Annotated in this window: 18 protein-coding genes; 7 read left to right on the forward strand and 11 right to left on the reverse strand. The window is 72.7% G+C overall.

Going from position 1 to position 23,216, the window contains the following annotated elements; genetic code table 11:
• Nucleotides 1–54: 54 nt before the first annotated feature.
• The 3 genes from lepB to HHL19_RS34060 form a co-directional block, all read right to left on the reverse strand.
• Entirely contained in the window at nucleotides 55–798 is a 744-nt protein-coding gene (gene lepB / locus HHL19_RS34050; RefSeq protein WP_206325826.1) for a signal peptidase I, read from the reverse strand.
• Between the two features lie 122 nt (nucleotides 799–920).
• Nucleotides 921–2,609 carry an MFS transporter gene (locus tag HHL19_RS34055; protein WP_169094362.1) on the reverse strand — a complete coding sequence of 563 codons (1,689 nt, stop codon included), beginning with the start codon at nucleotides 2,607–2,609 and terminating at the stop codon, nucleotides 921–923.
• Between the two features lie 456 nt (nucleotides 2,610–3,065).
• Nucleotides 3,066–5,402, reverse strand: a complete 2,337-nt coding sequence (locus HHL19_RS34060; protein ID WP_169094363.1) for a serine hydrolase — start codon at nucleotides 5,400–5,402, stop codon at nucleotides 3,066–3,068.
• Nucleotides 5,403–5,585: 183 nt separating this feature from the next.
• Here HHL19_RS34060 and HHL19_RS34065 point away from each other — a divergent pair, with 183 nt between their 5' ends.
• The 3 genes from HHL19_RS34065 to HHL19_RS34075 all read left to right on the forward strand — a co-directional run bounded on the left by HHL19_RS34065 (nucleotide 5,586) and on the right by HHL19_RS34075 (nucleotide 7,858).
• Nucleotides 5,586–6,284, forward strand: coding sequence for a GPP34 family phosphoprotein (locus HHL19_RS34065; RefSeq protein WP_169094262.1), 699 nt, complete (start codon nucleotides 5,586–5,588; stop codon nucleotides 6,282–6,284).
• 228 nt (nucleotides 6,285–6,512) lie between these two features.
• Nucleotides 6,513–7,373 carry a Scr1 family TA system antitoxin-like transcriptional regulator gene (locus HHL19_RS34070; protein WP_169094263.1) on the forward strand — a complete coding sequence of 287 codons (861 nt, stop codon included), beginning with the start codon at nucleotides 6,513–6,515 and terminating at the stop codon, nucleotides 7,371–7,373.
• 284 nt (nucleotides 7,374–7,657) lie between these two features.
• Complete coding sequence (locus HHL19_RS34075) at nucleotides 7,658–7,858, forward strand: DUF397 domain-containing protein (protein ID WP_169094264.1); 201 nt, start codon at nucleotides 7,658–7,660, stop codon at nucleotides 7,856–7,858.
• Nucleotides 7,859–7,955: 97 nt separating this feature from the next.
• On the opposite strand, the gene HHL19_RS34080 is transcribed toward HHL19_RS34075, so the two are convergent.
• Nucleotides 7,956–8,783, reverse strand: coding sequence for a hypothetical protein (locus tag HHL19_RS34080; RefSeq protein ID WP_346768560.1), 828 nt, complete (start codon nucleotides 8,781–8,783; stop codon nucleotides 7,956–7,958).
• Between the two features lie 83 nt (nucleotides 8,784–8,866).
• Here HHL19_RS34080 and HHL19_RS34085 point away from each other — a divergent pair, with 83 nt between their 5' ends.
• Complete coding sequence (locus HHL19_RS34085; RefSeq protein ID WP_169094364.1) at nucleotides 8,867–9,655, forward strand: SDR family oxidoreductase; 789 nt, start codon at nucleotides 8,867–8,869, stop codon at nucleotides 9,653–9,655.
• A gap of 10 nt (nucleotides 9,656–9,665) precedes the next feature.
• On the opposite strand, the gene HHL19_RS34090 is transcribed toward HHL19_RS34085, so the two are convergent.
• From HHL19_RS34090 to HHL19_RS34100, 3 genes are all read right to left on the reverse strand, one after another.
• Nucleotides 9,666–10,760 carry an ADP-ribosylglycohydrolase family protein gene (locus tag HHL19_RS34090; RefSeq protein WP_169094266.1) on the reverse strand — a complete coding sequence of 365 codons (1,095 nt, stop codon included), beginning with the start codon at nucleotides 10,758–10,760 and terminating at the stop codon, nucleotides 9,666–9,668.
• 141 nt (nucleotides 10,761–10,901) lie between these two features.
• The gene (locus HHL19_RS34095; protein ID WP_169094267.1) at nucleotides 10,902–13,532 is read right to left on the reverse strand and encodes a bifunctional FO biosynthesis protein CofGH; all 2,631 of its coding nucleotides are present in this window, start codon (nucleotides 13,530–13,532) and stop codon (nucleotides 10,902–10,904) included.
• 53 nt (nucleotides 13,533–13,585) lie between these two features.
• Nucleotides 13,586–14,419, reverse strand: a complete 834-nt coding sequence (locus HHL19_RS34100; protein ID WP_169094268.1) for a TIGR03619 family F420-dependent LLM class oxidoreductase — start codon at nucleotides 14,417–14,419, stop codon at nucleotides 13,586–13,588.
• Nucleotides 14,420–14,510: 91 nt separating this feature from the next.
• Between HHL19_RS34100 and HHL19_RS34105 the strand changes: the two genes are divergently transcribed.
• From HHL19_RS34105 to HHL19_RS34115, 3 genes are all read left to right on the forward strand, one after another.
• Complete coding sequence (locus tag HHL19_RS34105; RefSeq protein WP_169094269.1) at nucleotides 14,511–15,266, forward strand: GNAT family N-acetyltransferase; 756 nt, start codon at nucleotides 14,511–14,513, stop codon at nucleotides 15,264–15,266.
• A gap of 232 nt (nucleotides 15,267–15,498) precedes the next feature.
• On the forward strand, nucleotides 15,499–17,298 hold the full coding sequence (locus tag HHL19_RS34110) for an FG-GAP-like repeat-containing protein (RefSeq protein WP_169094270.1): 1,800 nt from the start codon (nucleotides 15,499–15,501) through the stop codon (nucleotides 17,296–17,298).
• A gap of 129 nt (nucleotides 17,299–17,427) precedes the next feature.
• Nucleotides 17,428–17,643, forward strand: a complete 216-nt coding sequence (locus tag HHL19_RS34115) for a hypothetical protein (RefSeq protein WP_169094271.1) — start codon at nucleotides 17,428–17,430, stop codon at nucleotides 17,641–17,643.
• Between the two features lie 121 nt (nucleotides 17,644–17,764).
• On the opposite strand, the gene HHL19_RS34120 is transcribed toward HHL19_RS34115, so the two are convergent.
• From HHL19_RS34120 to HHL19_RS34135, 4 genes are all read right to left on the reverse strand, one after another.
• Nucleotides 17,765–17,956: a hypothetical protein gene (locus HHL19_RS34120; RefSeq protein ID WP_169094240.1), complete on the reverse strand. Its 192-nt coding sequence runs from the start codon at nucleotides 17,954–17,956 to the stop codon at nucleotides 17,765–17,767.
• A gap of 205 nt (nucleotides 17,957–18,161) precedes the next feature.
• Complete coding sequence (locus HHL19_RS34125) at nucleotides 18,162–19,727, reverse strand: APC family permease (protein ID WP_169094272.1); 1,566 nt, start codon at nucleotides 19,725–19,727, stop codon at nucleotides 18,162–18,164.
• A 292-nt stretch (nucleotides 19,728–20,019) separates the two neighbouring features.
• Nucleotides 20,020–21,477, reverse strand: a complete 1,458-nt coding sequence (locus tag HHL19_RS34130; protein ID WP_169094273.1) for an aldehyde dehydrogenase family protein — start codon at nucleotides 21,475–21,477, stop codon at nucleotides 20,020–20,022.
• The gene (locus HHL19_RS34135; protein WP_169094274.1) at nucleotides 21,474–23,201 is read right to left on the reverse strand and encodes a D-aminoacylase; all 1,728 of its coding nucleotides are present in this window, start codon (nucleotides 23,199–23,201) and stop codon (nucleotides 21,474–21,476) included. The genes HHL19_RS34130 and HHL19_RS34135 overlap by 4 nt, the downstream gene beginning before the upstream one ends.
• Nucleotides 23,202–23,216: the final 15 nt, after the last annotated feature.

Here is a 23,216-nt window from a genome sequence, read left to right on the forward strand (position 1 = left end):
GCATATGGCGTGAATAGATCACCTTGCCGACCACCTTGCCGGTCACCTTGCCGATCACCTTGCTCGGTTCTCCGGTGCGAAGGCGTCCGGGACCGGCAGGGTCGACCAGTGGGGCAGCGGCCAGGCCACGACGATGGCGCGGCCCACGACGTCGTCGAGGGGGACCATGCCGGCGTGCGGGTCGTCCTGGTGGTAGCGGGAGTCCTGGGAGAACTGGCGGTGGTCGCCCATGACCCAGAGGTGGCCGGCGGGGACGGTGACCTTGAAGCGGCCGCCCTCGTCGTCGCTGCACGGGGTGTTGCCGGCGTACACGTACGGCTCCGTGAGCGGGGTGCCGTTCAGCTTGAGCGGGCCGGTACCGGTGCATTCGACGGTGTCGCCGGCCACGCCGATGACCCGCTTGATCAGGTGCTGTTCGCCGGCCGCGGGCATCAGGCCGACGAAGCCGAGGGCCTTCTGGACGGTGCTCGGGGGCTTCATCTCGTGGCCGGCGAGCCAGTCGGCGGGGTCGCGGAAGACGACGACCTCGCCCCGGTCGGGCTCCGAGCCGAACCACGGGGTGAGCTTGTCGACGAGGACCCGGTCGTCCTTCTGGAGCGTGTTCTGCATGGAGCCCGAGGGGATCAGGAAGGCCTGCACCAGGAAGGTCTTGATCAGGAAGGCGAGGCCCAGGGCGATGACGGCGAGGAGGGGGTACTCCAGCCACGGGGAGAGGGTGCGGCGCCTGCCCTTCCGGGGGGCCTCCTCCGCTTCCGGGGCCGGCCTCGGCTCCGTCGACACGTCCGTGCTGTCCGTCATGTCCGCCCGCCCCGATTCAGTTGGTTCCTGCCGCATGGGTCGACCCTAGGGCCCGTACCGCCCGGCGAGCAGTCCCCCGACGGGTTCGCCCTCCTTACGGGTGACCCGCCCGGGGCACGGGGTCAGCGCAGTTCCTCCGGGCAGGCCGTGCCGCGCGGGAACAGCTTGTACGGGGCGGCCAGACGGTACGTGCCCGCCTTGGGCGCGACCAGTTCCGTCCACTCGTCGCCCTGCTCGTCCGGCTCGGCCCTCACCAGGCAGCCGTGCTCGTTGGCGAAGACCCTCGGGAGTTCCGTCTCGGACTCCTCGCGCGCCAGCTTGGACTCCTCCGTCTCCTGCGGGGGCTCCAGCTTGCCGCCGTTCTCGTCCATGAGCGCCAGCCACGGGGAGTAGGGGACGCGGATCCTCACCCGGGCCGGGCGGTCCAGGCGGAGGACGACCTCGTTCTCGGCGGCGCGCTGGACCTGCGCCGGGGCGTCGGCGAGCGGGGTCGCGCCGGCGACCTCGTACAGCCGCCAGTTCGCGTCGGACCAGACCTGCTTCAGGTACGGCAGGCCCTCGCCGACCAGCTCGGCCTCCCGCTCGGCGCCCGAGTCGGGAGCGCCGGTCGGGAGGACGACGTACCGGACGGCCCAGCGGTGGAGCCACTCGCGGTAGTTCACGGCGCTGAGGGTGTCGTCGTAGAAGAGCGGGTTGCGCTCCATGTCCGCCTGGCGGTTCCAGCCGCGCGCGAGGTTGATGTACGGGCTGAGCGCCGCGGACTCGCGGTGGCTCGACGCCGGGACGACCTCGACGCGCGCCTTGCGCGCCTCCCGCACCTGGAGCTGGTTGATCAGCGGCGCCACCTCGAAGGCCCAGGAGGCGTCCGGGCGGGTGCGGATCACGTCGTCGACGCCCTTGAAGCCGATCCAGAAGTTGAGGCCGAGGAAGGCGACGACGAGCGCGTACCAGCGGCGCGAGCGCGGGCGCGTGTACGGCAGCGCCGCGAGCAGCGCCACGCCCGCGAAGAGCATCGGGAGCCGCGAGATGTTCGACCCGATCTGGGAGTCGATCAGCCAGGTCAGAAAGGTGCCGACGGTGTAGCAGGCGGCGGCCGTGCGGACGGTGCGCCAGTCCCTCGGTACGAGGACGAGGACGAGGATCCCGAAGAGCAGCGGCAGCGACGTCGACCCGAAGGACATCGGCTGCGTGCCGGAGAAGGGGAAGAGCCAGGCGGAGAGCGCGACGACCGCGACCGGGGCGAGGCCGATGGCGTACGCGCCCGGCCTCCGCTTGTTCAGGAAGAGCGCCGCCGCCACCACGCCGAGGAAGAGGCCCGCGACCGGGGAGCACGCCGTGGCGAGCCCGGCGAGCGGCGCCGCGACCGCGGCCTTCGCCCACCGTTTGCGGCGCCAGCGGTGCGGCCAGCAGAAGACGGCGGCGACCGCGCCGAGCGCGAACATCATGCCGAGGCCGAAGGTCACCCGGCCCGACAGCGCGTTGCAGAGGAAGGCGAAGACGCCCGCGAGCGAGCAGGCCATCGGGTTCCGGACGGCCGGCACCCGCACCAGGATCAGCGCGGTCAGGGCGGCGGAGAGCGTCCCCGCGATCATCATCGTGGAGCGGACGCCGAGCACCGACATCACGTACGGCGACACCACGCTGTACGAGACCGGGTGCATGCCCCCGTACCAGGCGAGGTTGTACGCCGAGTCGGGGTGCCGTCCGACGAACTCGGCCCAGGCGTCCTGCGCCGCGAGGTCGCCGCCGCCGTTCGCGAACCAGAAGAACCAGAGGACGTGGAGCAGCGCGGCGACGCCCGTCGCCACCATCACGGGGTAGCGGCGCTTGCGGCGCCGCGGCGGGGCGACGGACACGGCCGGAGCCGGGGCCGGAGTCCGCTCCGGGGCGGAGCGCTGGTTCGGGAGCACTATTCGCGACGGTGAACCGGGGGTGGGGGGCGGGACGGTGCCGGAGGCCGGGGCGGCCTCCTGGATGCCATCCTGCGCGACGGACGGCGCGGCGTCCTGCGGAGAGCGCGGCCGGAGGTCCGGGCGCGCGGCGGTCAGGTCCGTGGCGGCCCCGTCCGCGGCGGCCTCGCCGCGGCCCGTGCGTGTCGGCTCGACGGTGGTCACTGCGGCCCTTTCCCGTGCTGATTCCGGTGCTGTTTCCCGTGCTGTCCTGTGCGGGTCGCCCTTCTCGCGGGGGCACGGCCGACACCCCGAAGACGCTAACAGCAGGGCGCCCCGGCCGTCCGGGGCGTCCTGCCGTCCGCGCTACCGAAGGGGTCAGCCCACGCGGGTCAGCTTCTTGTCGAAACCGGGCTCCACCAGGTCGGACTTCAGCGCCACCGGGGCGCTGATCCGGCCCGCGCCCTCGCCGATCGAGACGGTGCCGACGACGTCCCCGGCCCTGCCGGAGTGGGGGACGGACTTGCCGCCGTCGGTCAGCTCCACCTCGACCTTCAGGCCCGGCCAGCCGACGGCCTTGATCTCCTTCGTCGCCACGACGGGGGTCTGCCCGCCGAGCCCGTCGTCGACGTACCCGACGACCTGGCCCTTCTTCACGACGGCGGCGGAGGTGACGTCGTCCTGCGCCTTCTTGATCAGCTCGTAGCTGTAGTCGAGCGACAGCTCCAGCTTCTTGTTGAGGGTGGCGGCGTTCTGCGCGCCCATCACGATGCCCAGGACGCGGTGGATCCTGCCGTCGACGACCGTGTTCGCCGACCAGAGCAGGTTGCCGCCGGCGGGGGTGGAGGAGCCGGTCTTGATGCCGGTCACACCGGCCTTGAGCAGGAGGCGGCTGTTGTTGTTCTCGATGTAGCCGACGCCTTCGATGGTGGCGTTCGGCATGTCCACGATCTCGCGGAAGACGTCGAACTTCATGACCGCCTTCGCCAGCTTCAGCTGGTCCTGCGGCGTCGAGATGGTGGAGTCGAGCAGCCCCGACGGGTCCGTGTACCGGGACTGGGTCATGCCCAGCTCCTTGGCGGCGGCGTTCATCTTGTCGACGAACGCCTGCTCCGAGCCGGCGTCCCAGCGCGCGAGCAGCCGGGCGACGTTGTTGGCCGACGGGATCATCAGGAGCTGAAGCAGCTCCTTCTCCGTGTAGACCTGGCCCTTCTTCACCGGCGCCGTCGACTCGTGGGCCGCCTTCGCCTGGTCGGCGGCCTTCTGGTCGACGGTGATCTCCGGACCCTTCTGCTTCCCCTTGAGCGGGTGGTCGCGGAGGATCACGTACGCGGTCATCGTCTTCGTCACGGACGCGATCGGGGCCGGCTTCTGCGCCCCGTACGTACCCATGGAGCCGACGCCCTCGACCTCCACCGCGCCCTGCCCCTCACCGGGCCACGGCATCTTCAGCGGGCCGCCCGCGAAGGTGTACGTCGGCGGCCCGGAGAGCTTCAGGGCGGGCGCCGGCAGCGGGCGGGCCATCTGCACGATCGCGAAGACGATCAGGAGGAGCAGGACCAGCGGGGTCCAGATCCGGAACCGGCGCAAGGTCGTGCGCCAGGCGTTCGGCGGCGGGGGCGGGGTGTTCGTCAGCTCGGCGAGCAGATCGAGCGGCGGCAGCGGAGGCAGCGGCTGCTGCCGCGTCCGCTCGGCCTCGGCGAGAGCGGGGGTCGGGGCCGGGGCGGGGGCCGGGGCGGGGGCCTGCGCCTTCGGCTGGGGCTTGGAGGTGGCGGCGGCCTGAGGCTTCTCGGCCTTCTGCTCGGCCGGAACGTCCGGACGCAGCGGTACGAAGGTGCTCGTCCGCTCGCTGTCGGAGCCGAGGCCCGGGACGTCGCGCGGCAGCTTGAGCGCGGTCGTCGGCTGGTCCACGACCGGCGGCCGTACGGCCCGGAACATGGTGGTGGGCTGGTCGACGGGCCCCTCGGAGGCGACGGGCTTCGCCACGGCGGCCTTCGGCGCCCCGGGCTCCGGGGAGGCGGGCTTGGGCACCTCGGCCTTGGGCGCGTCGGCCTTGGGCGCGTCGGACGTCGGCGCGTCGGACGTCGGCGCGTCAGGCTTCGGCGCCTCGGGCGCGGCCGGCGCGGGCTTCGACGCCTCGGGCCCGGCGGCCCCGGAGGTCGCCGGCGCGGACCCGAAGGCCTGGGCCTCCGGCTCCGCGGGCTTCTTGGCGAACCACGACGGCGCCTCCGCCTTCGGCACCCGGGGGGCCGCCCCGGGGGCCTCCACGGGCTCGTCGGCGGCCTCTGCGGCCCCGGCGACGTCGGCGGCCTCCGAGGGCTCCTCGGCCCCGGACGGCGCGGACGCGGACTCCTCGGCCTCTGCGGACGCCTCGGCGGCCTCCCCGCCCTTCGACGCCGTGGCGACCCACGCCGCGACGGCCTGCTTCAGACGGTCGCCCTCGGGCGCGGCGGCCACATCGGCGTCCGCCTCGGAAGCGGCCTTCGCCTCGGGAGCGGTCTCCGCCTCGGTCTCCGGAATCGATTCCTCAGCCGCGTGGTCCTCCGGGACGCGCGGCGCCAGGGTCTTGAAGACCGCCGTCGGCTGGTCCACCGGAGCCGGCGCGGGCACCGCGGGCGCCGGGGACTCCGAGGAGGCAACCGTCGACGACACCGACGGCGTCCTCCCCTCCGACGACCCCTGCTGCTCCGCCCTGTCGGGGGACTCGCCCGCCACCGTGCCTCCTCCATGCGTCATGCGTACGTCCGAACCGTCTACCAGTGTCCTGTGTGAACCCCTTGGCTCCCGTGCTAGACGAGAACGACATACCTACCGGTTCCCGGACGAACCACACAGGCACTCTCGACAGATGAATGTGAGAGGGGTCACCCTGTCATTCATCCACGCGGGGAGGCATGGATGGGCAGGAGCCGCAGAACCATTCCGGAGGAGCTTCTGCTGCTCGCTCTGGACCCGACCACGGGTACCACAGCGCAGCCGCAGTCGCTCGATCTGGGCCTGGCCGGAGCACAGCTAGTAGAGCTGGCCCTGGCAGGACGGATAGCCCCTGACGGGGATCGTATCGCCGTGGTGATGCCACGGCCGACCGGAGATCCGACTCTGGACTCCGCACTGGAACTGCTGCGCAGGCGCGGCAGTCCGGTCCGGGCCGTCCACTGGATCGGCGGACCCCGACTGGGGCTCCGCCAGACGTATCTCTCGCATCTGGAGCGATGCGGCATGGTGCATGCCGTGGAGGGCCAGATGTGCGGGGTGCTGCCGACGACTCGCTACCAGGCGACGGACACGGCGATCAGCCGGGAGATCAGGGCCCGGCTGGACAGTGCGATCCGCACCGGGGTACCCCCGGACCCGCGGACCGCGGCGCTCGCCGCACTGGCCCACGCGGTCGGTCTCGGCAAGCACCTGTACCCCGGCAACGAAGGACGGTCGTCGCGGTCCCGGCTGCGCGACCTGATCCGGCACGACCCCATGGGCGGTCTCGTGGCGCACGCCGTGATGGACGTCCAGAACGGCGCGGCCGCACAGCCGCGCCGGAGCGGTCAGGGCGTACCCGCCCAGCCGCGCGGCAGCATGGCCCGCGCCGCCGCCCACTGACGGCGCGCGCACGGCCGGGCTCGCGAACAGCTCACGCACCACCGCACCAAACCCCCTTCCGGGAGCCGCACCAGGTGTGCGGGGCGCCTCCGGGCGTCCCGCACATCGGTGTCCCCGGCCCCGGGTTGTCGGGGTTTCCCAGCGCACCCGGCACCTTTGGTGGCAGTCTGCCAAGCAGTAGATACTCACAGCTACGCATCGCAGACAGCAGCCGGAGGTGCAGTTTCCGTGGCGTCCAGTGTCAACCCCACCGTCAGGCGACGCCGATTGGGGCAGGAGCTGCGCAAGCTCCGCGAGGGCAAGGGCATGACGGCCGAGCAGGTCGCCGAGCGCCTCCTCGTCTCCCAGTCCAAGATCAGCCGGCTCGAGAACGGCCGCCGCTCCATCAGCCAGCGCGACGTGCGCGACCTGTGCGGGGTGTACGAGGTCGAGGACGAGGCGATGGTCAACTCCCTCATGCAGATGGCCAAGGACTCGCGGCAGCAGGGCTGGTGGCACGCCTTCGGCGACATCCCGTACAGCGTCTACATCGGTCTGGAGACGGACGCGCAGAGCCTGCGCGTCTACGAGCCGCAGATCATCCCGGGACTGCTGCAGACCCGCGCGTACGCCACCGCCGTCATCTCCGGCGCGCTGCCCGAGTCGACGGCGGCCGACATCGAGAAGCGGACCAACGTCCGCACCCGCCGCCAGGAGCGGATCCGCGACGAGGAGGGCCCGCTGCGGCTCTGGGCGGTCATCGACGAGGCCGCGCTGCGCCGGATCGTCGGCAGCCGGCAGGTGATGGCCGAGCAGCTGGAGCACCTCGTCGAGCAGTCGTACCTGCCGCACGTGACGGTGCAGGTGCTGCCCTTCGACACGGGCGCGCACCCCGGCATCAGCGGCCAGTACTCGATCCTGGAGTTCCCGGACGCCTCCGACTCCAGCGTCGTCTACATCGAGGGCGTGACGAGCGACCTGTACCTGGAGAAGGGGCCGGACGTCGCGAAGTACAGCTACATGTACGAGCACCTGCGGGCGCAGGCGCTCGGCGTGGAGCAGACGCGGGAGTTCGTGGCCGGCATCGCGAAGCGGTACGCGGAGGGCTGAGCGGGCCGGAGGCCGCGGCTCGGGCAGGCCGGAAACGGCCGTCAGGCGCCGACGGATGCGACGGATCCGGTACGTCCCGCGGGCCTGACAGGTCCGAACCAGAGGGGGGCGGGCACGGTACACCCGTGACTCGGCCCGACGGAAGCCTGGTTGGAATATGCCACCCGGTCGTGTGAACGCCGGTCCCGCCGCTCGGGACCGGCGAGTAGCGTCGATCAGGCCGGTGGAGACCACGCCGGCATCGACTCTCACGCCCCTCGGGCAGAACCGGAGCTGAGCACATCATGGCCATCATCCAGGGTGCCACCGACAACTGGACCAAGTCCTCCTACTCCGGCGGCAACGGCGCCTGCGTCGAGGTGAAGTCGCCGGCCGTCGCCGCGATCGCCGTCCGCGACTCGAAGGCCCCCGAGGGTCCGTCCCTCTCTTTCGGACCGGGCTCGTGGAACGCCTTCGTCGGCCAGGTGAGCGACGGGGCCCTCTGAGTCCCGCAGCACCGCGCGCAGTACCCGCAGAGCGCCCTCTCGTCCGGTCCGCCGTCCTGGCCGAGAGGGCACGCTCATGTCCGGGTCCGGAAGCCCGTCACCTCAGCAGGTCCACGTACCGGTCCGTCCCCGGCACGGTCGGGACGAACGGCGCCACCAGCTCCACCCTCCCGCCGTCACCGGCGAGCTCGCCCAGGTCGGCGAAGTGCTCGCTCCAGCAGTCGCGCGGGTCCCGCTCCAGGAACCAGAGCAGGGTGAGTCGGGTGTCGACGCCCTCCACCTGCTTCACGTACGTCATGCGGTCGCCGGGCAGCGGCGTCGGACGGAAGACCGTCACCATCGCCGCGGGCGAACCCGCGAGCCGGCGCGGGAGTTCGCGGGCGGCGAGCCGTTCGAGGAGGGCCGCGCGCTCCTCGGCTCCCGCGCAGTCCACGACCTGGAGGACGAGCCCCGCGTAGGGGTGGTCGAGGGCGTGGACGTCGCGCGGGCCGGCCGCCCCGTCGCGGTACACCGTCGCCGCGTGGTCCTGGAAGGACGTGAAGACGTGGGTGCGGGCGTGGTGGACGCGGGCGTCGCGGTCGAGCCGCTTGTTGATGGCGACCGTCCACTTCATGTGCTCGTCGTAGCGGCCGTCGGTGATCCAGTACGTGGAGAGGTAGCAGCCCGCCGTGACCGGCTGCGCGACGGCGGACTCCTCGGGCGTCCGCAGCTCCTGGAGGTCGCGGGTGGCGACCCAGCGGCGGCCCGCGAACATCCAGGGCATCGCCATCGCGCCGGCGTAGTAGTGGTCGTCCTCGTACCAGCGGTTGTACGCGTACTCGTGCCCCGGGTGCGGCTCCACCATGGTGATCAGCGCATGCCCGGCCCGCACCCCGTACGGCCCCCGCGCCGCCAGCTCTCCATAGACCTCGACGTCACTCGCCACCACCGTCTCCCTTCCCACCACGGTTCAGGGCCCCTACTCTGACGCACCGTCAGATGACTTCACCAGAGGCGGGAGGCACCCGGATGCCGCTGCTCCAGGGAAAGACGGTCGTCGTGTCGGGCGTCGGGACCGGTCTCGGCCACCGGGTCGCGGAGGCGGTGGTACGCGACGGGGGCAACGCGGTGCTCGGCGCGCGGACCGAGGCGAACCTCGTCAGGACCGCGACCGCGATCGACCCGGCCGGCGGGCACACCGCGCACCGGGCGACCGACATCACCGACGAGGCGCAGTGCGAGGCGCTCGCCGCGCTCGCCGTCGAACGGTTCGGCGGCATCGACGCGGTCGTGCACGTCGCCGCCTGGGACTCGTACTTCGGCGGCCTCGCCGACGCGGACTTCGCGACCTGGCAGGGCGTCCTCGACGTCAACCTCCTCGGAACGCTGCGGATGACCCGGGCGTGCCTGCCCGCGCTGCGGGCGGGCGGGGGCGGCTCGGTCGTCTTCATCGGCACGCAGTCGGCCGTCGCCGCGCCGACGCAGGTCCAGCAGGCGGCGTACGCGGCGTCCAAAGGCGCCCTGACCTCGGCGATGTACTCGCTGGCGCGCGAGCTGGGCCCGGACCGGATCCGGGTCAACACGGTGCTGCCCGGGTGGATGTGGGGGCCGCCGGTCGAGGCGTTCGTCCGCTACACGGCGGCGACGGAGTCGGTCGCGGAGACCGAGGTCCTGACCCGCCTGACCTCCCGCATGGCCCTCCCGGACCTGGCCACGGACACCGACGTCGCCCACGCGGTCGCCTTCCTCGCCTCCCCCCGCTCCCGCGCCATCACCGGCCAGTCCCTCCTGGTCAACGCCGGCGAACTCATGCGCTGACCCCCGCCGTTCACGGCGTCGGGTAGCGGGTGTGCCAGGTGGGGGTGTGGAGGGTGGGGGACTGGGTGAGTTCCATGGCGAAGTCGTCGGCGAGTTCGAGGATCGTGCCGCGGCCTTCCACCGCCGCCAGCCACGCCGGCGGCAACGCCGTCTCCCCGTGCTGCGCACCGAGCAGCGCCCCGGCGACTGCCCCCGTGACCGCCGACGGCCCGTCGTGGTTGACCGCCAGCCGCAGCCCGTGCCGGACGTCCTCGCCGACGAGCGCGCAGTAGACGGCCGCCGCCAGCTGCCCCTCCGCCCGGTCCTCGTCCGCGCCGAGGGCGGTGACGCGGTCCGCGTCCGGGACGCCCTCGCGGACCGCCGCCAGGGCGCGCGTCAGCGCCTCCGTCACCGGCTCGTGGCCGGGGCGCGCGGCCAGCAGGCCCAGGGCCGTAGCGGCGGCGGCTTCGACGGAGGCGCCGCGGGCCACGCCGTGGACGGTGACGGCGAGCGCGCCGGCCGCGAGCGTCGCGGCCGGCGCGCCGTGCGTCTGGGCGGCGCACTCGACGGCCAGCTGGCAGACGAGCTGCGGCTCCCAGCCGACGAGCAGCCCGATGGCCGCGGAGCGGGCGAGGGCCCCGGAGTCGCCGGCGTCGGGGTTCTTGGGCCGGTCGAGGGTGCCGAGGCGTTCGTCGGCGAGGCCGCTGAGGCAGGCGCGGGACGCGTCGCGGCGGGCGTACAGCCACTCCTGGCGGCCGAGCCAGCCGTTGTCGCGGCGCCGTTCGTCGGGCCCCCAGTCGCGCTGGGTGGCCGCCCAGCGCAGATGGGCGCGGTGGATCTCGGTGGGCGGGTGCCAGACGCCGCCGTCGCGCCGGACGTGCGCGCGGATGAGGCCGTCGACGGTGAAGAGGCTCATCTGGGTGGCGGCGGTGACGGGCAGGGTGCCGTCGGGCGGCTCGGCGAGGCCCGCCTCGCCGTGCGCCGTACGGATCTCCTTGAGCGTCCGCGTGTGGACGCCCGCCCCGAGCGCGTCGCCGACGGCCGCGCCGAGCAGGCATCCGCGGACGCGCGCACGGAAGTCCTGTTGTTCGGTGCGGCCCCACACGGCCGCGGCAGTGGTGGTCACGACGTGCCCTCCCCGTCCGAGGTCCTGCTCTCTCGCCGTTCTGGCACCGGTCTGCCCAGCACTCTAATCGACGGGGTGTGTCCGTTCGGGGGTCGATTCCTTATGTGATCGGACGCCCTTCAGGCCGCTTTTGACCACAGTTCAGCCATCGATCACCGGCAGCAGTTCCGGCAGGTGGCCGTCCGAGGCGCGGGCGGTGTCCTGCCGCTCGGCGGGCACCCGCCCGTACAGGGTGGTGCGGGGGCGGGACGGCCGGCCTGCGGCCTCCGCGATCGCCTCCAGGTCGCGGATCGACCGGTAGGAGCCGTAACCCGACCCGGCCATCCGGGAGATCGTCTCCTCCATCAGCGTCCCGCCGAGGTCGTTCGCGCCGGAGCGCAGCATCTCCGCCGCGCCCTCCGCGCCCAGCTTCACCCAGCTGGTCTGGATGTTCGGGATGTGGGGGTGGAGGAGGAGGCGGGCCATCGCCGTCACCGCCCGGTTGTCGCGGACGGTCGGCCCGGGGCGGGCGATGCCGGCGAGGTAGACGGGCGCGTTGGTGTGGATGAAGGGCAGCGTCACGAACTCCGTGAAGCCGCCCGTCCGCTGCTGGAGGGAGGCGAGCGTGCGGAGGTGGCCGAGCCAGTGCCGGGGCTGGTCCACGTGCCCGTACATCATCGTCGAGGACGAGCGCAGGCCCAGCTCGTGCGCGGTGGTGATCACCTCGATCCAGGTGGCGGTGGGCAGCTTGCCCTTCGTCAGCACCCAGCGGACCTCGTCGTCGAGGATCTCGGCGGCCGTGCCGGGGATCGAGTCGAGCCCGGCCTCCTTCGCCGCCGTCAGCCACTCGCGGATCGACAGGCCGGTGCGGGTCGCGCCGTTGACGACCTCCATCGGGGAGAAGGCGTGCACGTGCATGCCGGGGACGCGTTCCTTCACGGCCCGGGCGATGTCGAAGTACGCGGTGCCGGGCAGGTCCGGGTGGATGCCGCCCTGCATGCACACCTCGACCGCGCCGACCTCCCACGCCTGCTGCGCCCGGTCGGCGACCTGGTCGAGGGAGAGGGTGTACGCGTCGGCGTCGGTGCGGCGCTGGGCGAAGGCGCAGAAGCGGCAGCCGGTGTAGCAGACGTTGGTGAAGTTGATGTTCCGGGTGACGATGTACGTCACCTCGTCGCCGACCGCCGACTTCCGCACGTCGTCCGCGACCGCGCACAGCGCGTCGAGCGCGGGCCCGTCGGCGTGGAAGAGGGCGAGGGCCTGCGCGTCGGTGAGCCGCGTCGGATCGTCGGCGGCGACCCCGAGCGCCTCCCGCAGGCCACCGTCGATCCGCTCGGGCACGGCGTCGGGCACCAGACCCGGCGCGGCGGCCTCCCGCAGCGCCTCCCAGTCGCCGTACACCTCGTCGAAGTCCTCGCGCCGGTCGCCGGTGCGCCCCTCGGTGTCGATGGTCGCGTGCAGGTCGGTACGCCCCGAGGCGGTGAAGGACTCGTCCGGCTCCTGCCACGGCAGCCCGCGGACGACGGCGTCCGGGTCGGCGAGCCCGGTCTCCGGATCGGCGAGGGCGCGCACGTGCGGCACGATCCGCGGGTCGAGCCAGGGCTCACCGCGCCGGACGAACTCCGGGTAGACGCAGAGCCGCTCGCGCAGCTCGAAGCCGGCGGCACGGGACCGCGCGGCGAGCTCGTCGATCCGCGGCCAGGGCCGCTCGGGGTTGACGTGGTCGATGGTGATCGGGGAGACCCCGCCCCAGTCGTCGATGCCGGCCGCGATCAGCCGCTCGTACGCGGCGTCCACGAGGTTCGGCGGCGCCTGCAGGCAGGCGGAGGGGCCCATGATGAGCCGGGCGACGGCCACGGCCGCGACCAGGTCGTCGAGTTCGGCGTCGGGCGCCGCGCGCATCGCCGTGTCCAGCTTGGCGCGGAAGTTCTGGATGATGAGTTCCTGGATGCCGTGGTACGCCCGCGCGATCCGGCGCAGCGCGAACAGCGACTCGGCCCGCTCCTCGTAGGTCTCCCCGATCCCGAGGAGCAGCCCCGACGTGAAGGGCACGGACGACCGCCCGGCGTCCTCCAACACCCGCAGCCGCACGGCCGGTTCCTTGTCCGGCGAACCGTGGTGGGGACCGCCGGGCTCGGACCACAGCCGGGTGGCGGTCGTCTCCAGCATCATCCCCATGGACGGGGCGACGGGCTTGAGCCGCTGGAAATCCGTCCACGACATGACACCGGGGTTCAGGTGCGGCAGGAGCCCGGTCTCCTCCAGGATCCGCACCGACATGGCCCGTACGTACGCGAGGGTGTCGTCGTACCCGTGCGCGTCCAGCCACTCGCGCGCCTCCGGCCACCGGTCCTCCGGCTTGTCGCCGAGCGTGATCAGCGCTTCCTTGCAGCCGAGGGCGGCGCCGCGGCGGGCGATGTCCAGTACCTCGTCCGGCGACAGGAACATGCCGTGCCCGTCGCGCCGCAGCTTCCCCGGCACGGTGACGAAGGTGCAGTAGTGGCACTTGTCCCGGCACAGCCGGGTCAGCGGTATGAACACGCTCTTCGAGTACGTGATCACCCCCGGCCGCCCCGCCGCCTGAAGGCCGGCGTCCCGCACCCGCCCCGCGACCGCCACCAGCTCGTCCAGGTCCTCGCCCCGCGCCCGCAGCAGCACCGCCGCCTCACCGACGTCGAGCGCGACCCCGTCCCGCGCCCGCCGCAACGCCCGCCGCATCGCGTTCCGCGTCGGGATCCCCGTCGAGCCCTCAACCTGCTGCTCGGCCTCCCGGCCGGCCTGGTGGTCCGTCATGCCCCGAGCATACGAGCGGCGGCGGCGCGCGGAGGACGGGTCCCCGCGGCCGGTCACCGCACGTACTCCGCGTACGCGTCGAGGACCCGCAGGACCTCGTCCTCTCCGGCCGGGGGGAGCTGGAGGACGGTCTCGGTGCAGCCGAGGTCGGCGTAGTGGGCGAGTTTGCCGGGGTTCGGGAGGACGGCGTAGGGGACGACCTGGAGGGTCTTCGGGTCGCGGCCGGCGTCTTCCCAGGCGCGGCGGAGCACCGGGAGGTTGTCGGTGAGGCCGCGGCCGCCGATCGGCATCCAGCCGTCGGCCCGCCCGGCGACCGCCGCGAACAGCTTCGGTCCCGCCGCGCCGCCCAGCAGGACGCGGGGCGCCCCGCCGGCGGGCTTCGGCCAGGCCTCGGAGGCGCGTACGGAGTAGCCGGACCCGCCCTCGTACGCCGTCGGTTCCGGCGCCCACAGGGCCCGCATGAGGGCGAGCCGGTCGTGTACGAGGTCCCGGCGGCCGGCCCAGGCGACGTTGTGGTCGGCGGCCTCCTCGCGGTTCCAGCCGTAGCCGACCCCGAGGGTGAAGCGGCCGCCGGAGAGGTGGTCGAGGGTCGCGATCTGCTTGGCGAGGGCGATCGGGTCGTGCTCCGCGAGCAGGGAGATGCCGGTGCCGAGCGCGAGCCGCTCGGTGACGGCGGCGGCCTGCGCGAGCGCGACGTAGGGGTCCAGGGTCCGCCCGTACTCCCGGGCGGCCTCGCCGCCCGCCGGGTGCGCGGTGTCCCGGGACACCGGGAGGTGGGTGTGCTCCGGCAGGTAGAGCCCGTCGAAGCCGCGCGCCTCCAGCTCGCGGGCGAGCCGCACGGGCGAGATGGTCTCGTCGGTCAGGAAGATCGTGGTCGAGATCCGCATGACCGCACGGTAGGGGGTGCGGCCCGGGATTCCGAGGGGCACGACACCGGCCGGGAAATTCGCCCGCCGCCGCCGCGGCCGGCCTGCTTGGATGGCCCGCGTGCTGACGCGAATCGAGACGTACTACGACGCCGTGCCCCGCTCCTCCGCCCGCGCGGAGGACTTCGGCCCGCTGACCTTCTTCGTGCGGGAGGGCGCCGACGGCTGGCCGTTCTACGCCCGGCCGACCCTCGGGCACCCTGGCGGGGTGTCGCCGGCGGACGTGGAGAAGGTACGGGCCCGGCAGCGCGAGCTGGGGCTGCCGGAGGCGTTCGAGTGGGTGGCGGAGACGGCGCCGGCGCTGCGGGCGGCCGTGGAGGCGAGCGGCCTCGTCGTGCACGAGCACCCGCTGATGGTCCTGGACGGCGCGCCGCTGCCCGTCCCGGAGCCGGCGGGCGCGGCCGTCCGGACGCTCGCCGCGGACGACCCGGACCTCCCGGCCGCCGTCGCCGCCCCGTACGCCGCCTTCGGCGCGACCCCGGGCCCCGCCGACGCGGCCCGCGTCGCCTCCCGTATCGCCTCCGGCCTCACCGTCCTCGCCGCCGCCTTCGACACGACGACCGGGGAGGCGCTGGCGGGCGGCCAGGTCCAGCCCGTCGGGGACGTGGCCGAGGTCGTCGGCGTGGGCACCCGCCCGGAGGCCCGCCGCCGCGGCCTCGGCCTCGCGGTGACCGCCGAACTGGTGGCGCGGGCCCGCGCGGCGGGCACCGAGGTGGTCTTCCTGACGGCCTCGGACGCGACCGTGGAACGCCTCTACGCCCGCCTCGGCTTCCGCACGATCGCCACCGCCCTCATCGCGGAGGTGTAACCGCCACGAGCTCACGACGCATCCACACGTCCACGGCGTCCTCGGCCTCGACGGTGGAGCGGACACGTCCAGTGGCCGGGCATCGCCCCATCGCCTTCGCCCTGGGCGCGGTATCCGCGATCTTATGATCTGGGGACCAATCAGGAGTACCAGGGGATCGGCGGCCGCGGAGAAGCTTCTCCGCCGGCGGCCGGAAGGGTGTGGGGGGCTGTTGTTCAGAAGAGGGAAGAGGGTGTTCGCCACCCTGCTGGCGGCGGCGGCCCTGACCGCAGGGATGCCCGCGTCCGCGCAGGCCGTCGCGGGGGAGCCCGAGCCGGTCAGACGTCAGCTGACCGTGCTGACGTGGAACATCTGTGGTGAGACGCTCGTGCTCCGCGGCGGAAAGGGCTACTGCCCACGCCGGGACGACGCCCTGGGCAAGGCGAACAAGGTCGCCGAGCTGGTGCGCACGTACAACGCGGATGTCGTCATGCTCCAGGAGGTGTGCGGCTACGAGGGCGACGTGAACGCGACCCCGGTCCCCGGGCAGACACCCAGCCCCAATCTGTTCCCGGGGCCGAACTCCAAGAGCCACATGGCCTTCCTGGAGGGGTTGCTCGGCGAGGGGTGGACCGTGCGGCACGCGGCAGGCAATCGCCCGACCCCGACCGACAAGGAGTCCTACTGCCGCAACTCCACCCTGCCCGGCTACGGCGAGACTGGCGGCAGTCTCGGCGTGCTGATCGCCGTCAAGGGGACGATGCACGACGTCCGGCGCTTCGAGACGGTGCCCGCAGGCTCCGCCTCGGGCCGCTCGCTGCCCGCGATCTGCGCGCGGCTCGTCGGCTGGCCGGACCAGCTGTGCACCACGCATCTGATCGCGGGCGACAACACGGTCCAGCGGGCCCAGATGACCGAGATCAAGAAGCAGCTCGGGGCGTCGTGGACTCAGGGCACGGTGATCGGCGGAGACTTCAACGGCAACCTCGGCGACCCGGACCTGACCGCCGCGACCCAGGAGCTGGACGCCTGCGAGACAGGCAAGCACACCGCGCAGACCTGGGCGGCGACCGATCCGGCCCCCCGCACCTGGAGCCTGGACCACCTCTTCGCGAGCAAGCTCACCGACGGCACGCGCTGGTCCTCCTGCCTCGTCGACCACGAGGCGATGGACCTGACACAGAACGTGGCGGGCACAGAGCCCTCGGGGTGGTCCGACCACGCACCGGTCATCGGCACCCTGCGCCAGGTCCCCGTCCCCGGCGACATGACCGGCGACGGCAAGCCCGACCTCGTCGCCGTCGACAGCACGGGCAAGCTGCGCCTCTACCCAGGCACCGGCACCGGCCGACTCGTCTACCCGCACCTCACGATCGGTCTCAGCGGATGGGCCGGCGCCTCCGTCTCCCACCGGGGCGACTGGACCGGCGACGGCACCGAGGACCTGGTCGCCCGCGTGAACGGGGAGCTGCGCGTCTACCCGAACAAGGGCGACGGCACCCTCGGTCCCCCGTTCACCCCCCTGCTCTCCGGACTCCCGGCGACCGCCCGGGTCGTCAGCGTCGGGGACCTCGACCTCGACGGCGCTCCTGACGTGGTGGTCTCGTACGACGACAAGCTGTACCGCTACAACGGCGTGCGCGGTGCCCAGCCCAAGCTGGGGGCCTCGGTGGAGTTCGGCTCCCAGGGGTGGGCGACCATGGACGTCACCGGCGTGGGCGACGCCGACCGGGACGGCCGGCCGGATCTCCTCGCCCGGCAGCGCGGCGGCACTCAGGACGGCAAGCTCTGGTTCCACCGGGGTCTTCCGGACGGCACCTTCGCCACTCCCACCCAGTACGGCTTCGGCTACACCGCTGCGGTTCGCCCCCTGATCGCCGGAGCCGCGGACGCGGACGGCGACGGTGTCGCGGACCTGTGGGCGACGACCGGCGACGGAACCGGGCGGCTGCTGTTCTACAAGGGCGGCACGAACGGCTCCGGGAACCCGGTCGACGGCCCCTCCACCGAAGTGGGAGCGAGCGGCTGGTCCTCGATCAGCTCGCTCGGCTGAACCACCCGCCCGGGCGTGGTGGTCCACCCGCCACGCCCGGCCGCGGCCGCCGGCCCCGTGTCCCTCCTCCGTGCCGCGATCGTGAGGAGCCGTCGTAACCGGTCCCGCCCGAGTCGCGTTGGGACGGGCATGAAGAGGATCCTCACCGCCGCCGCCCTGACCGCCTTCGCCGCCACCGGCGGCCTCGCCGCCGCCGGAAGCGCGGCGGCCGACACGGGCGGCATGAACCTGCCGTCGGTCGTCCCGCTCAGCGGCGTCCTGAACCCGAAGCCCCTCCCGCCCGCCGCCGCCGACATGCCCGCCCCCAACAAGGCCGTGGAGAAGCTGCTGCCCGGCCGGCACTGATACCTCTCCGTACTGCTTCAAGCCCTCCCCGCCTCCTGCGGTCCGTCCTGGTCCGCAGGAGGCGTTCTGGTTCTGTCGTCGAGGGCGACCGAACAGTCGCACTCCGTCGAAGCCGACGGAGTCAGCCGGGACAGGGCTGCTCGCGGCGGGCCAGATCCCCCGAGGCGAGACGTCCCATGTGCGCGCCCACGGCACGCAGCACCCGCTCGTCCTCGGCCGTCAGGGCTTTGAGCCGGTCCCGGACACACACCCCGGACGGGCCGCCAACGACGAACGGGCGCGCGATCTGCCGTAACCGCTGCTGCCCGACCATGCCCGTTCACCCCCGCTCCTACCGAACACCGGCACCAGGGAATCCAGCCGACATCACCGACAGTTCATTCGGAATACGAGAAGGGGATCGAACAAGATCACTTCGGATTTCTCGGTTTCGTTTCACGGCAAAAGCGAAGGCGGCGGCACCCCCCACGGGGCCGCCACTTTCGCGTTCTCGGTGACTCAGGCGTGTGTGCGTGCGGTCAGTCGGGGACCACCAGGGACGGGGTCTCCTTCGTCAGGATCTCGCCGCGGAAGAAGGCGGGGCTGCGGCGCTGCATGACCAGCATGAGGACCACGCCGAGGAGGAGCAGGCCGACGCCGATGACGAAGACCGAGCCGACGCCGAGGACGGCGGAGCCGGAGCCGTAGGCCGGGTCCCACATGTCGTAGAGCGTCTTGCCGAAGACCGCCGTGAGCATCAGGCCGCCGAGGCCGGGCAGGACGCCCTTGACCATCAGGTTCGCGAGGGAGGAGGTCAGCTCCTTGCGGAAGAACCAGACGCAGGCGAAGGCGGTGATCGAGTAGTAGAAGCAGATCATCAGGCCGAGCGCGTAGATGGTGTCGACCAGGACGTTCTCGCTGACCAGGCTCATCACCGCGTAGAAGACGCCCGTCGCGACGCCCGCGACGACCGTGGCGCGGCCCGGGGTCTTGAAGCGGGGGTGGACCTTCGCGAACGCCGGCGGGAAGGCTTCGTAGGTGCTCATGGCGAGGGCCGTGCGGGCGACCGGGATGAAGGTGGTCTGGAGGCTGGCCGCCGCCGAGGCGAGGACCGCGACGAAGAGCAGGATGCCGAGGCCGGAGCCCATGATCGGGCCGGCGAGGACGGCGAAGACGTTGTCGGCGGTGTCCGGGTTGCCGAGACCGGTGCCGGTCTCGCCGATGCCCGCGTACATCTGCACGGCGATGGCGACCACGAGGTACGAGGCGACGATGACGACCATCGCGAGGAAGGCGGAGCGGCCGGGGGTGCGGGCGCTGCCGGTGCTCTCCTCGTTGATGGACAGGCAGGCGTCCCAGCCCCAGTAGATGAAGATCGACAGGGAGAGGCCGGCGGTGAAGGCGGAGAAGGACTCGACGCCGAAGGGGTTCAGCCAGCTGAACGAGAAGTCGAGGGAGCCGGCGACCTGGTCGGCCTTGCTGATGGCCATGAAGGCGAAGATCGCTATGACGGCGAGCTGGAGGCCGACGAGGGCGTACTGGACCCACTTGGTGGCCGTGATGCCGCGGTAGCTGATCGCGGTCGCGACGGCGATGAAGGCCAGGGTGGTGGCGATGTGGACGGCCTTGTTGCCGTCGAGGGCGGCGACGGAGTCGCTGCCGGTGATCTCTCCGGCGGTGAGCCAGAAGAAGGAGGTCGCCACGCCGGCGAGGTTGGAGAGGACGACGACGGTGGCGATCAGGAGGCCCCAGCCGCACATCCAGCCGATCCTGGGGCCGAACGCCTTCACCGTCCAGGTGAAGGAGGTGCCGCAGTCGGGCAGGGCCCGGTTCAGCTCCCGGTACGCGAAGGCGACGAGGAGCATCGGCAGGAAGCCCATGAGGAAGATCGCGGGCATCTGGAGCCCGACCTCGCCGACCGTGGGGCCGAGCGTGGAGGTCAGACAGTAGACGGGGGCGACGGTCGAGACGCCGATGACGGCGCCGCCCATCAGTCCGACGGAGTTGCCGCCGAGTCCCTTGTCGCGCACGCCCTGCGTGTCGCCCGGGGCGGTGACGCCCCTTACCGTGTCTCCGGCCTGGGGCCGGGCTTCCACCTGAGTCATGAACAGGACGTTAGGTGCTGCGGTTTCCTTATCCGGAGGCTCGAACTCCGCTCAGCTGATCGATCAATGCCTTGCATTGCGAGGTCAGACCGGGACACTCGCCAATGATTGAAAGATCGACCAACCCGGTGGACCGACCAACTGACAGGTCGCCCGCCGGGCGTCCGATATGCGGGAACCGCAGCGAAGGGTGAAATGTCCGTTTCCAAATTTTCCCGAGGAATTTTCCCCGGCGTCCACCGGAGGGCCGGAACCCTTGGGAGGACTGGGTTCCGGCCTTTGTACCGACCGGTCAGCCCGGCCAGACGAGCGCCTGCGTCTCGCTGTAGGCGTGCAGGGCGTAGGACCCCACGTCCCGCCCCACCCCGCTCTTCTTGAAGCCGCCGAAGGGCGCCTCCATGTTCCGGCCGATCGTGTTGATCCCGACCCCGCCGGCCCGCAGCCGCGCCGCGACGCGGAAGGCGCGGGCGACGTCGCCGGACCACACGTAGTCGATCAGGCCGTAGTCGCTGTCGTTCGCCAGGGCGACCCCCTCCTCCTCGTCGTCGAAGGGGACGACCACGACGACCGGACCGAAGATCTCCTCCCGCACGACCCGCATCTCGCTCGTGCAGTCGGCGAGCAGCGTCGGGGCCACGTAGAAGCCCTTCGCGAGGTCCGGGCGCTCGCCGCCCGCCACGACCCGGGCGCCCTCCTTCCGCCCCAGTTCCACGTACGCCTCCACCCGGTCGCGGTGGGCCGCCGAGATCACCGGCCCGACCACCGTGCCCCTCGCCGCCGGGTCCCCGACCGTCAGGTGCCCGGCGTACGCGGCGAGCTTCCCGACGAGCCGCTCGTAGATCCCGCGCTGGGCGAGGACCCGCGTCGGGGCGGTGCAGATCTGGCCGCTGTAGAAGGAGAAGGTCGTCCCGATCCCGCTCACCGCCGCGTCGAGGTCGGCGTCGTCGAACACGAGCGCGGCACCCTTCCCCCCGAGCTCCATCAGCTGCCGCTTCATCGCACGGCCGCAGACCTCGCCGATCGCCTGCCCCACCGCCGTCGAGCCGGTGAAGGAGACCATGTCGACGTCCGGCGAGTCGACGGCCGCCTCCCCCACGGCGGGCGCGGAGCCGGTGACGAGGTTGACGACCCCGGCCGGGACGCCCGCCTCCTCCAGGGCGCGGACCAGCGCGAAGACCGACAGCGGGTCCTGCGGAGCCGGCTTCACCACCACCGTGTTGCCCATGGCCAGCGCGGGGGCGATCTTCCCGGCCGGGTTGGCCCAGGGGTTGTTGTACGACGTGATGCAGGTGACGACGCCGACCGGGCGGCGCACCGCGACGGCCCCGAAGACCCCCGCCCGCCCCATCGGCCCGGCCTCGTTGATCTGCGGCGGCAGGGCCTCCTCGACCGGCTCCAGGGCGCCCCGCGCGTACCGCCGGAAGCGGGCGGAGCCGACCGCGACCTGCATGGACCGGGCGGTGGCGGTGGTGGCGCCGGTCTCGGCACGGGCGAGGGCGGTGTGCGCCTCGGCGTCCCTGGCCATGATCGCGGCGGCCCGGTCGAGGAGCGCGGCCCGCTCCTCGGGCTTCGTCCGCGACCAGGACGCGAAGGCCTCACGGGCGGCGGCGGCCGCCTCGTACACCTGCGCACGCGAGGCCTCGGGCGCGAGCCCGACGAGGCCCTCGCCGGCGGGGTCGATCACCTCGTAGTGCCCGCCGTCGGGCTCGGTCCACTCGCCGCCGATGTAGAGCCGTTCCGTGATCGTCATCGGGTGCTCACCGTCCTCGTGTCGCGGCCGGAGCGCAGGACGCGTCCGGGTATCGCTCCGGTCACCTCGTCGTCGCGGACGGTCTCCACGCCGTTGACCCGTACGGAGACGATGCCGACGGCCCGCGAGTCCAGGCGGGGGCTGCCGCCGGGCAGGTCGTGGACGAGGGTCGCCGGGCCCGCGTCGATCCGCTCGGGGTCGAAGAGGACCAGGTCGGCGTGGTGGCCCTCGGCGATCCTGCCCCGCTCGCGGAGCCCGAAGAGGCGGGCCGGGTCGTCGCTGAGCATCTTCACGGCCCGCTCCAGGGGCACCAGCTTCCGGCCGCGCAGGCAGTCGCCGAGGAAGCGGGTGGTGTACGGGGCTCCGCACATCCGGTCCAGGTGGGCTCCGGCGTCGGAGCCGCCGAGGAGCACGTCCTCGTGGTCCCAGGTCTCGCGGCGCAGCGCCCAGGAGGCGGGGTCGTTGTCGGTGGGCATGGGCCACAGGACGGTCTTCAGGTCGTCGTTGGCGCAGATCTCGACGAGGCACTGGAAGGCGTCCTGGCCGCGCTCGGCGGCGACGTCCTTCACGACCCGCCCGGTGAGGCCCTCGTTCTCCCTGCTGTACGTGTCGCCGATGACGTACCGGCCGAAGTCCGCGAGCCGCCGGAAGACGCCGGCCTCCTTGGAGTCGGCGCGGCGCAGCATCCCGGCGCGGACCTCGGGGTCGCGGAGCTTCGCGATCCGCTCGTGGAGGGGGAGGGAGAGGACCTCTCCCCATCCGGGGATGAGGTTGAGCGCGCAGAAGGTGCCGAGGGACATGTTCATGGGCGTGAGGATCGGCATGGTGAGGGCGACGATCCGGCCGCCGGACTTGCGGGCCCGTTCGGAGGCGGTGAGCTGGCGGGGGACGCGTTCGGGGACGGCGGCGTCGATGGTGAGGACGTTCCAGTTCAGGGGGCGTCCGGCGACGGCGGTCATCTCGACGAACAGCTCGATCTCGGCGTCCGAGAACCGGTCGAGGCAGCCCGCGAGGATCGCCTCGATCTGCGTGCCCTCGTGCTCGCCGACGGCCTGGGAGAGGGCGAGGAGTTCGGCGGGGGCGGCGTGCCGGGAGGCGACGGGGGCGCCGTCGCCGTCGGAGTGGGTGGACGACTGGGTGGTGGACAGGCCCCAGGCGCCGGCGCGCATGGCGTCGCGCAGGAGCTCGACCATCCGGTCCAGCTGCTCGGGCGTCGGCTGCCCGCCGACGGCGTCCTCGCCCATCACGTACCGGCGCAGGGCGCAGTGCCCCACCATGAACCCGGCGTTGACGGCGATCCGTCCCTCCAGGGCGTCGAGGTACTCGCCGAAGGAGGACCAGCTCCACTCCACGCCCTCTTCGAGCGCGGCGAGCGCCATGCCCTCGACCTTGGACATCATGCGGCGGGTGTAGTCGGCGTCCTCGGGACGGTCGGGGTGCAGCGGGGCGAGGGTGAACCCGCAGTTGCCGCCGGCGACGGTCGTCACCCCGTGGTTCATGGACGGGGTGGCGTACGGGTCCCAGAAGAGCTGGGCGTCGTAGTGGGTGTGCGGGTCGACGAAGCCTGGCGCGAGGACGAGCCCGGTGGCGTCCTCGGTGGTACGGGCCTCCTCGCCGGGCTGCGGGAACACGATCCGGCCGTCGCGGATGCCGATGTCGGCGACGCGGGCGGGGGCGCCGGTGCCGTCCACGACGGTGGCGCCCTTGATGAGGTGGTCGAGCATGGCGATCCCTTTCTG

This window comes from Streptomyces sp. R302, from assembly GCF_012927245.1.
Lineage (GTDB): Bacteria > Actinomycetota > Actinomycetes > Streptomycetales > Streptomycetaceae > Streptomyces.

Coding starts and splice junctions, on each gene's coding strand:
- HHL19_RS34065 (WP_169094262.1), top strand. CDS start 5,586: ATGGGCAGGAGCCGCAGAACCATTCCGGAGGAGCTTCTGCTGCTCGCT.
- HHL19_RS34115 (WP_169094271.1), top strand. CDS start 17,428: ATGAAGAGGATCCTCACCGCCGCCGCCCTGACCGCCTTCGCCGCCACC.
- HHL19_RS34100 (WP_169094268.1), bottom strand. CDS start 14,419: ATGCGGATCTCGACCACGATCTTCCTGACCGACGAGACCATCTCGCCC.
- HHL19_RS34075 (WP_169094264.1), top strand. CDS start 7,658: ATGGCCATCATCCAGGGTGCCACCGACAACTGGACCAAGTCCTCCTAC.
- HHL19_RS34130 (WP_169094273.1), bottom strand. CDS start 21,477: ATGACGATCACGGAACGGCTCTACATCGGCGGCGAGTGGACCGAGCCC.
- HHL19_RS34085 (WP_169094364.1), top strand. CDS start 8,867: ATGCCGCTGCTCCAGGGAAAGACGGTCGTCGTGTCGGGCGTCGGGACC.
- HHL19_RS34125 (WP_169094272.1), bottom strand. CDS start 19,727: ATGACTCAGGTGGAAGCCCGGCCCCAGGCCGGAGACACGGTAAGGGGC.
- HHL19_RS34095 (WP_169094267.1), bottom strand. CDS start 13,532: ATGACGGACCACCAGGCCGGCCGGGAGGCCGAGCAGCAGGTTGAGGGC.
- HHL19_RS34105 (WP_169094269.1), top strand. CDS start 14,511: ATGGCCCGCGTGCTGACGCGAATCGAGACGTACTACGACGCCGTGCCC.
- HHL19_RS34055 (WP_169094362.1), bottom strand. CDS start 2,609: ATGGTGGCGACGGGCGTCGCCGCGCTGCTCCACGTCCTCTGGTTCTTC.
- lepB (WP_206325826.1), bottom strand. CDS start 798: ATGACGGACAGCACGGACGTGTCGACGGAGCCGAGGCCGGCCCCGGAA.
- HHL19_RS34135 (WP_169094274.1), bottom strand. CDS start 23,201: ATGCTCGACCACCTCATCAAGGGCGCCACCGTCGTGGACGGCACCGGC.
- HHL19_RS34120 (WP_169094240.1), bottom strand. CDS start 17,956: ATGGTCGGGCAGCAGCGGTTACGGCAGATCGCGCGCCCGTTCGTCGTT.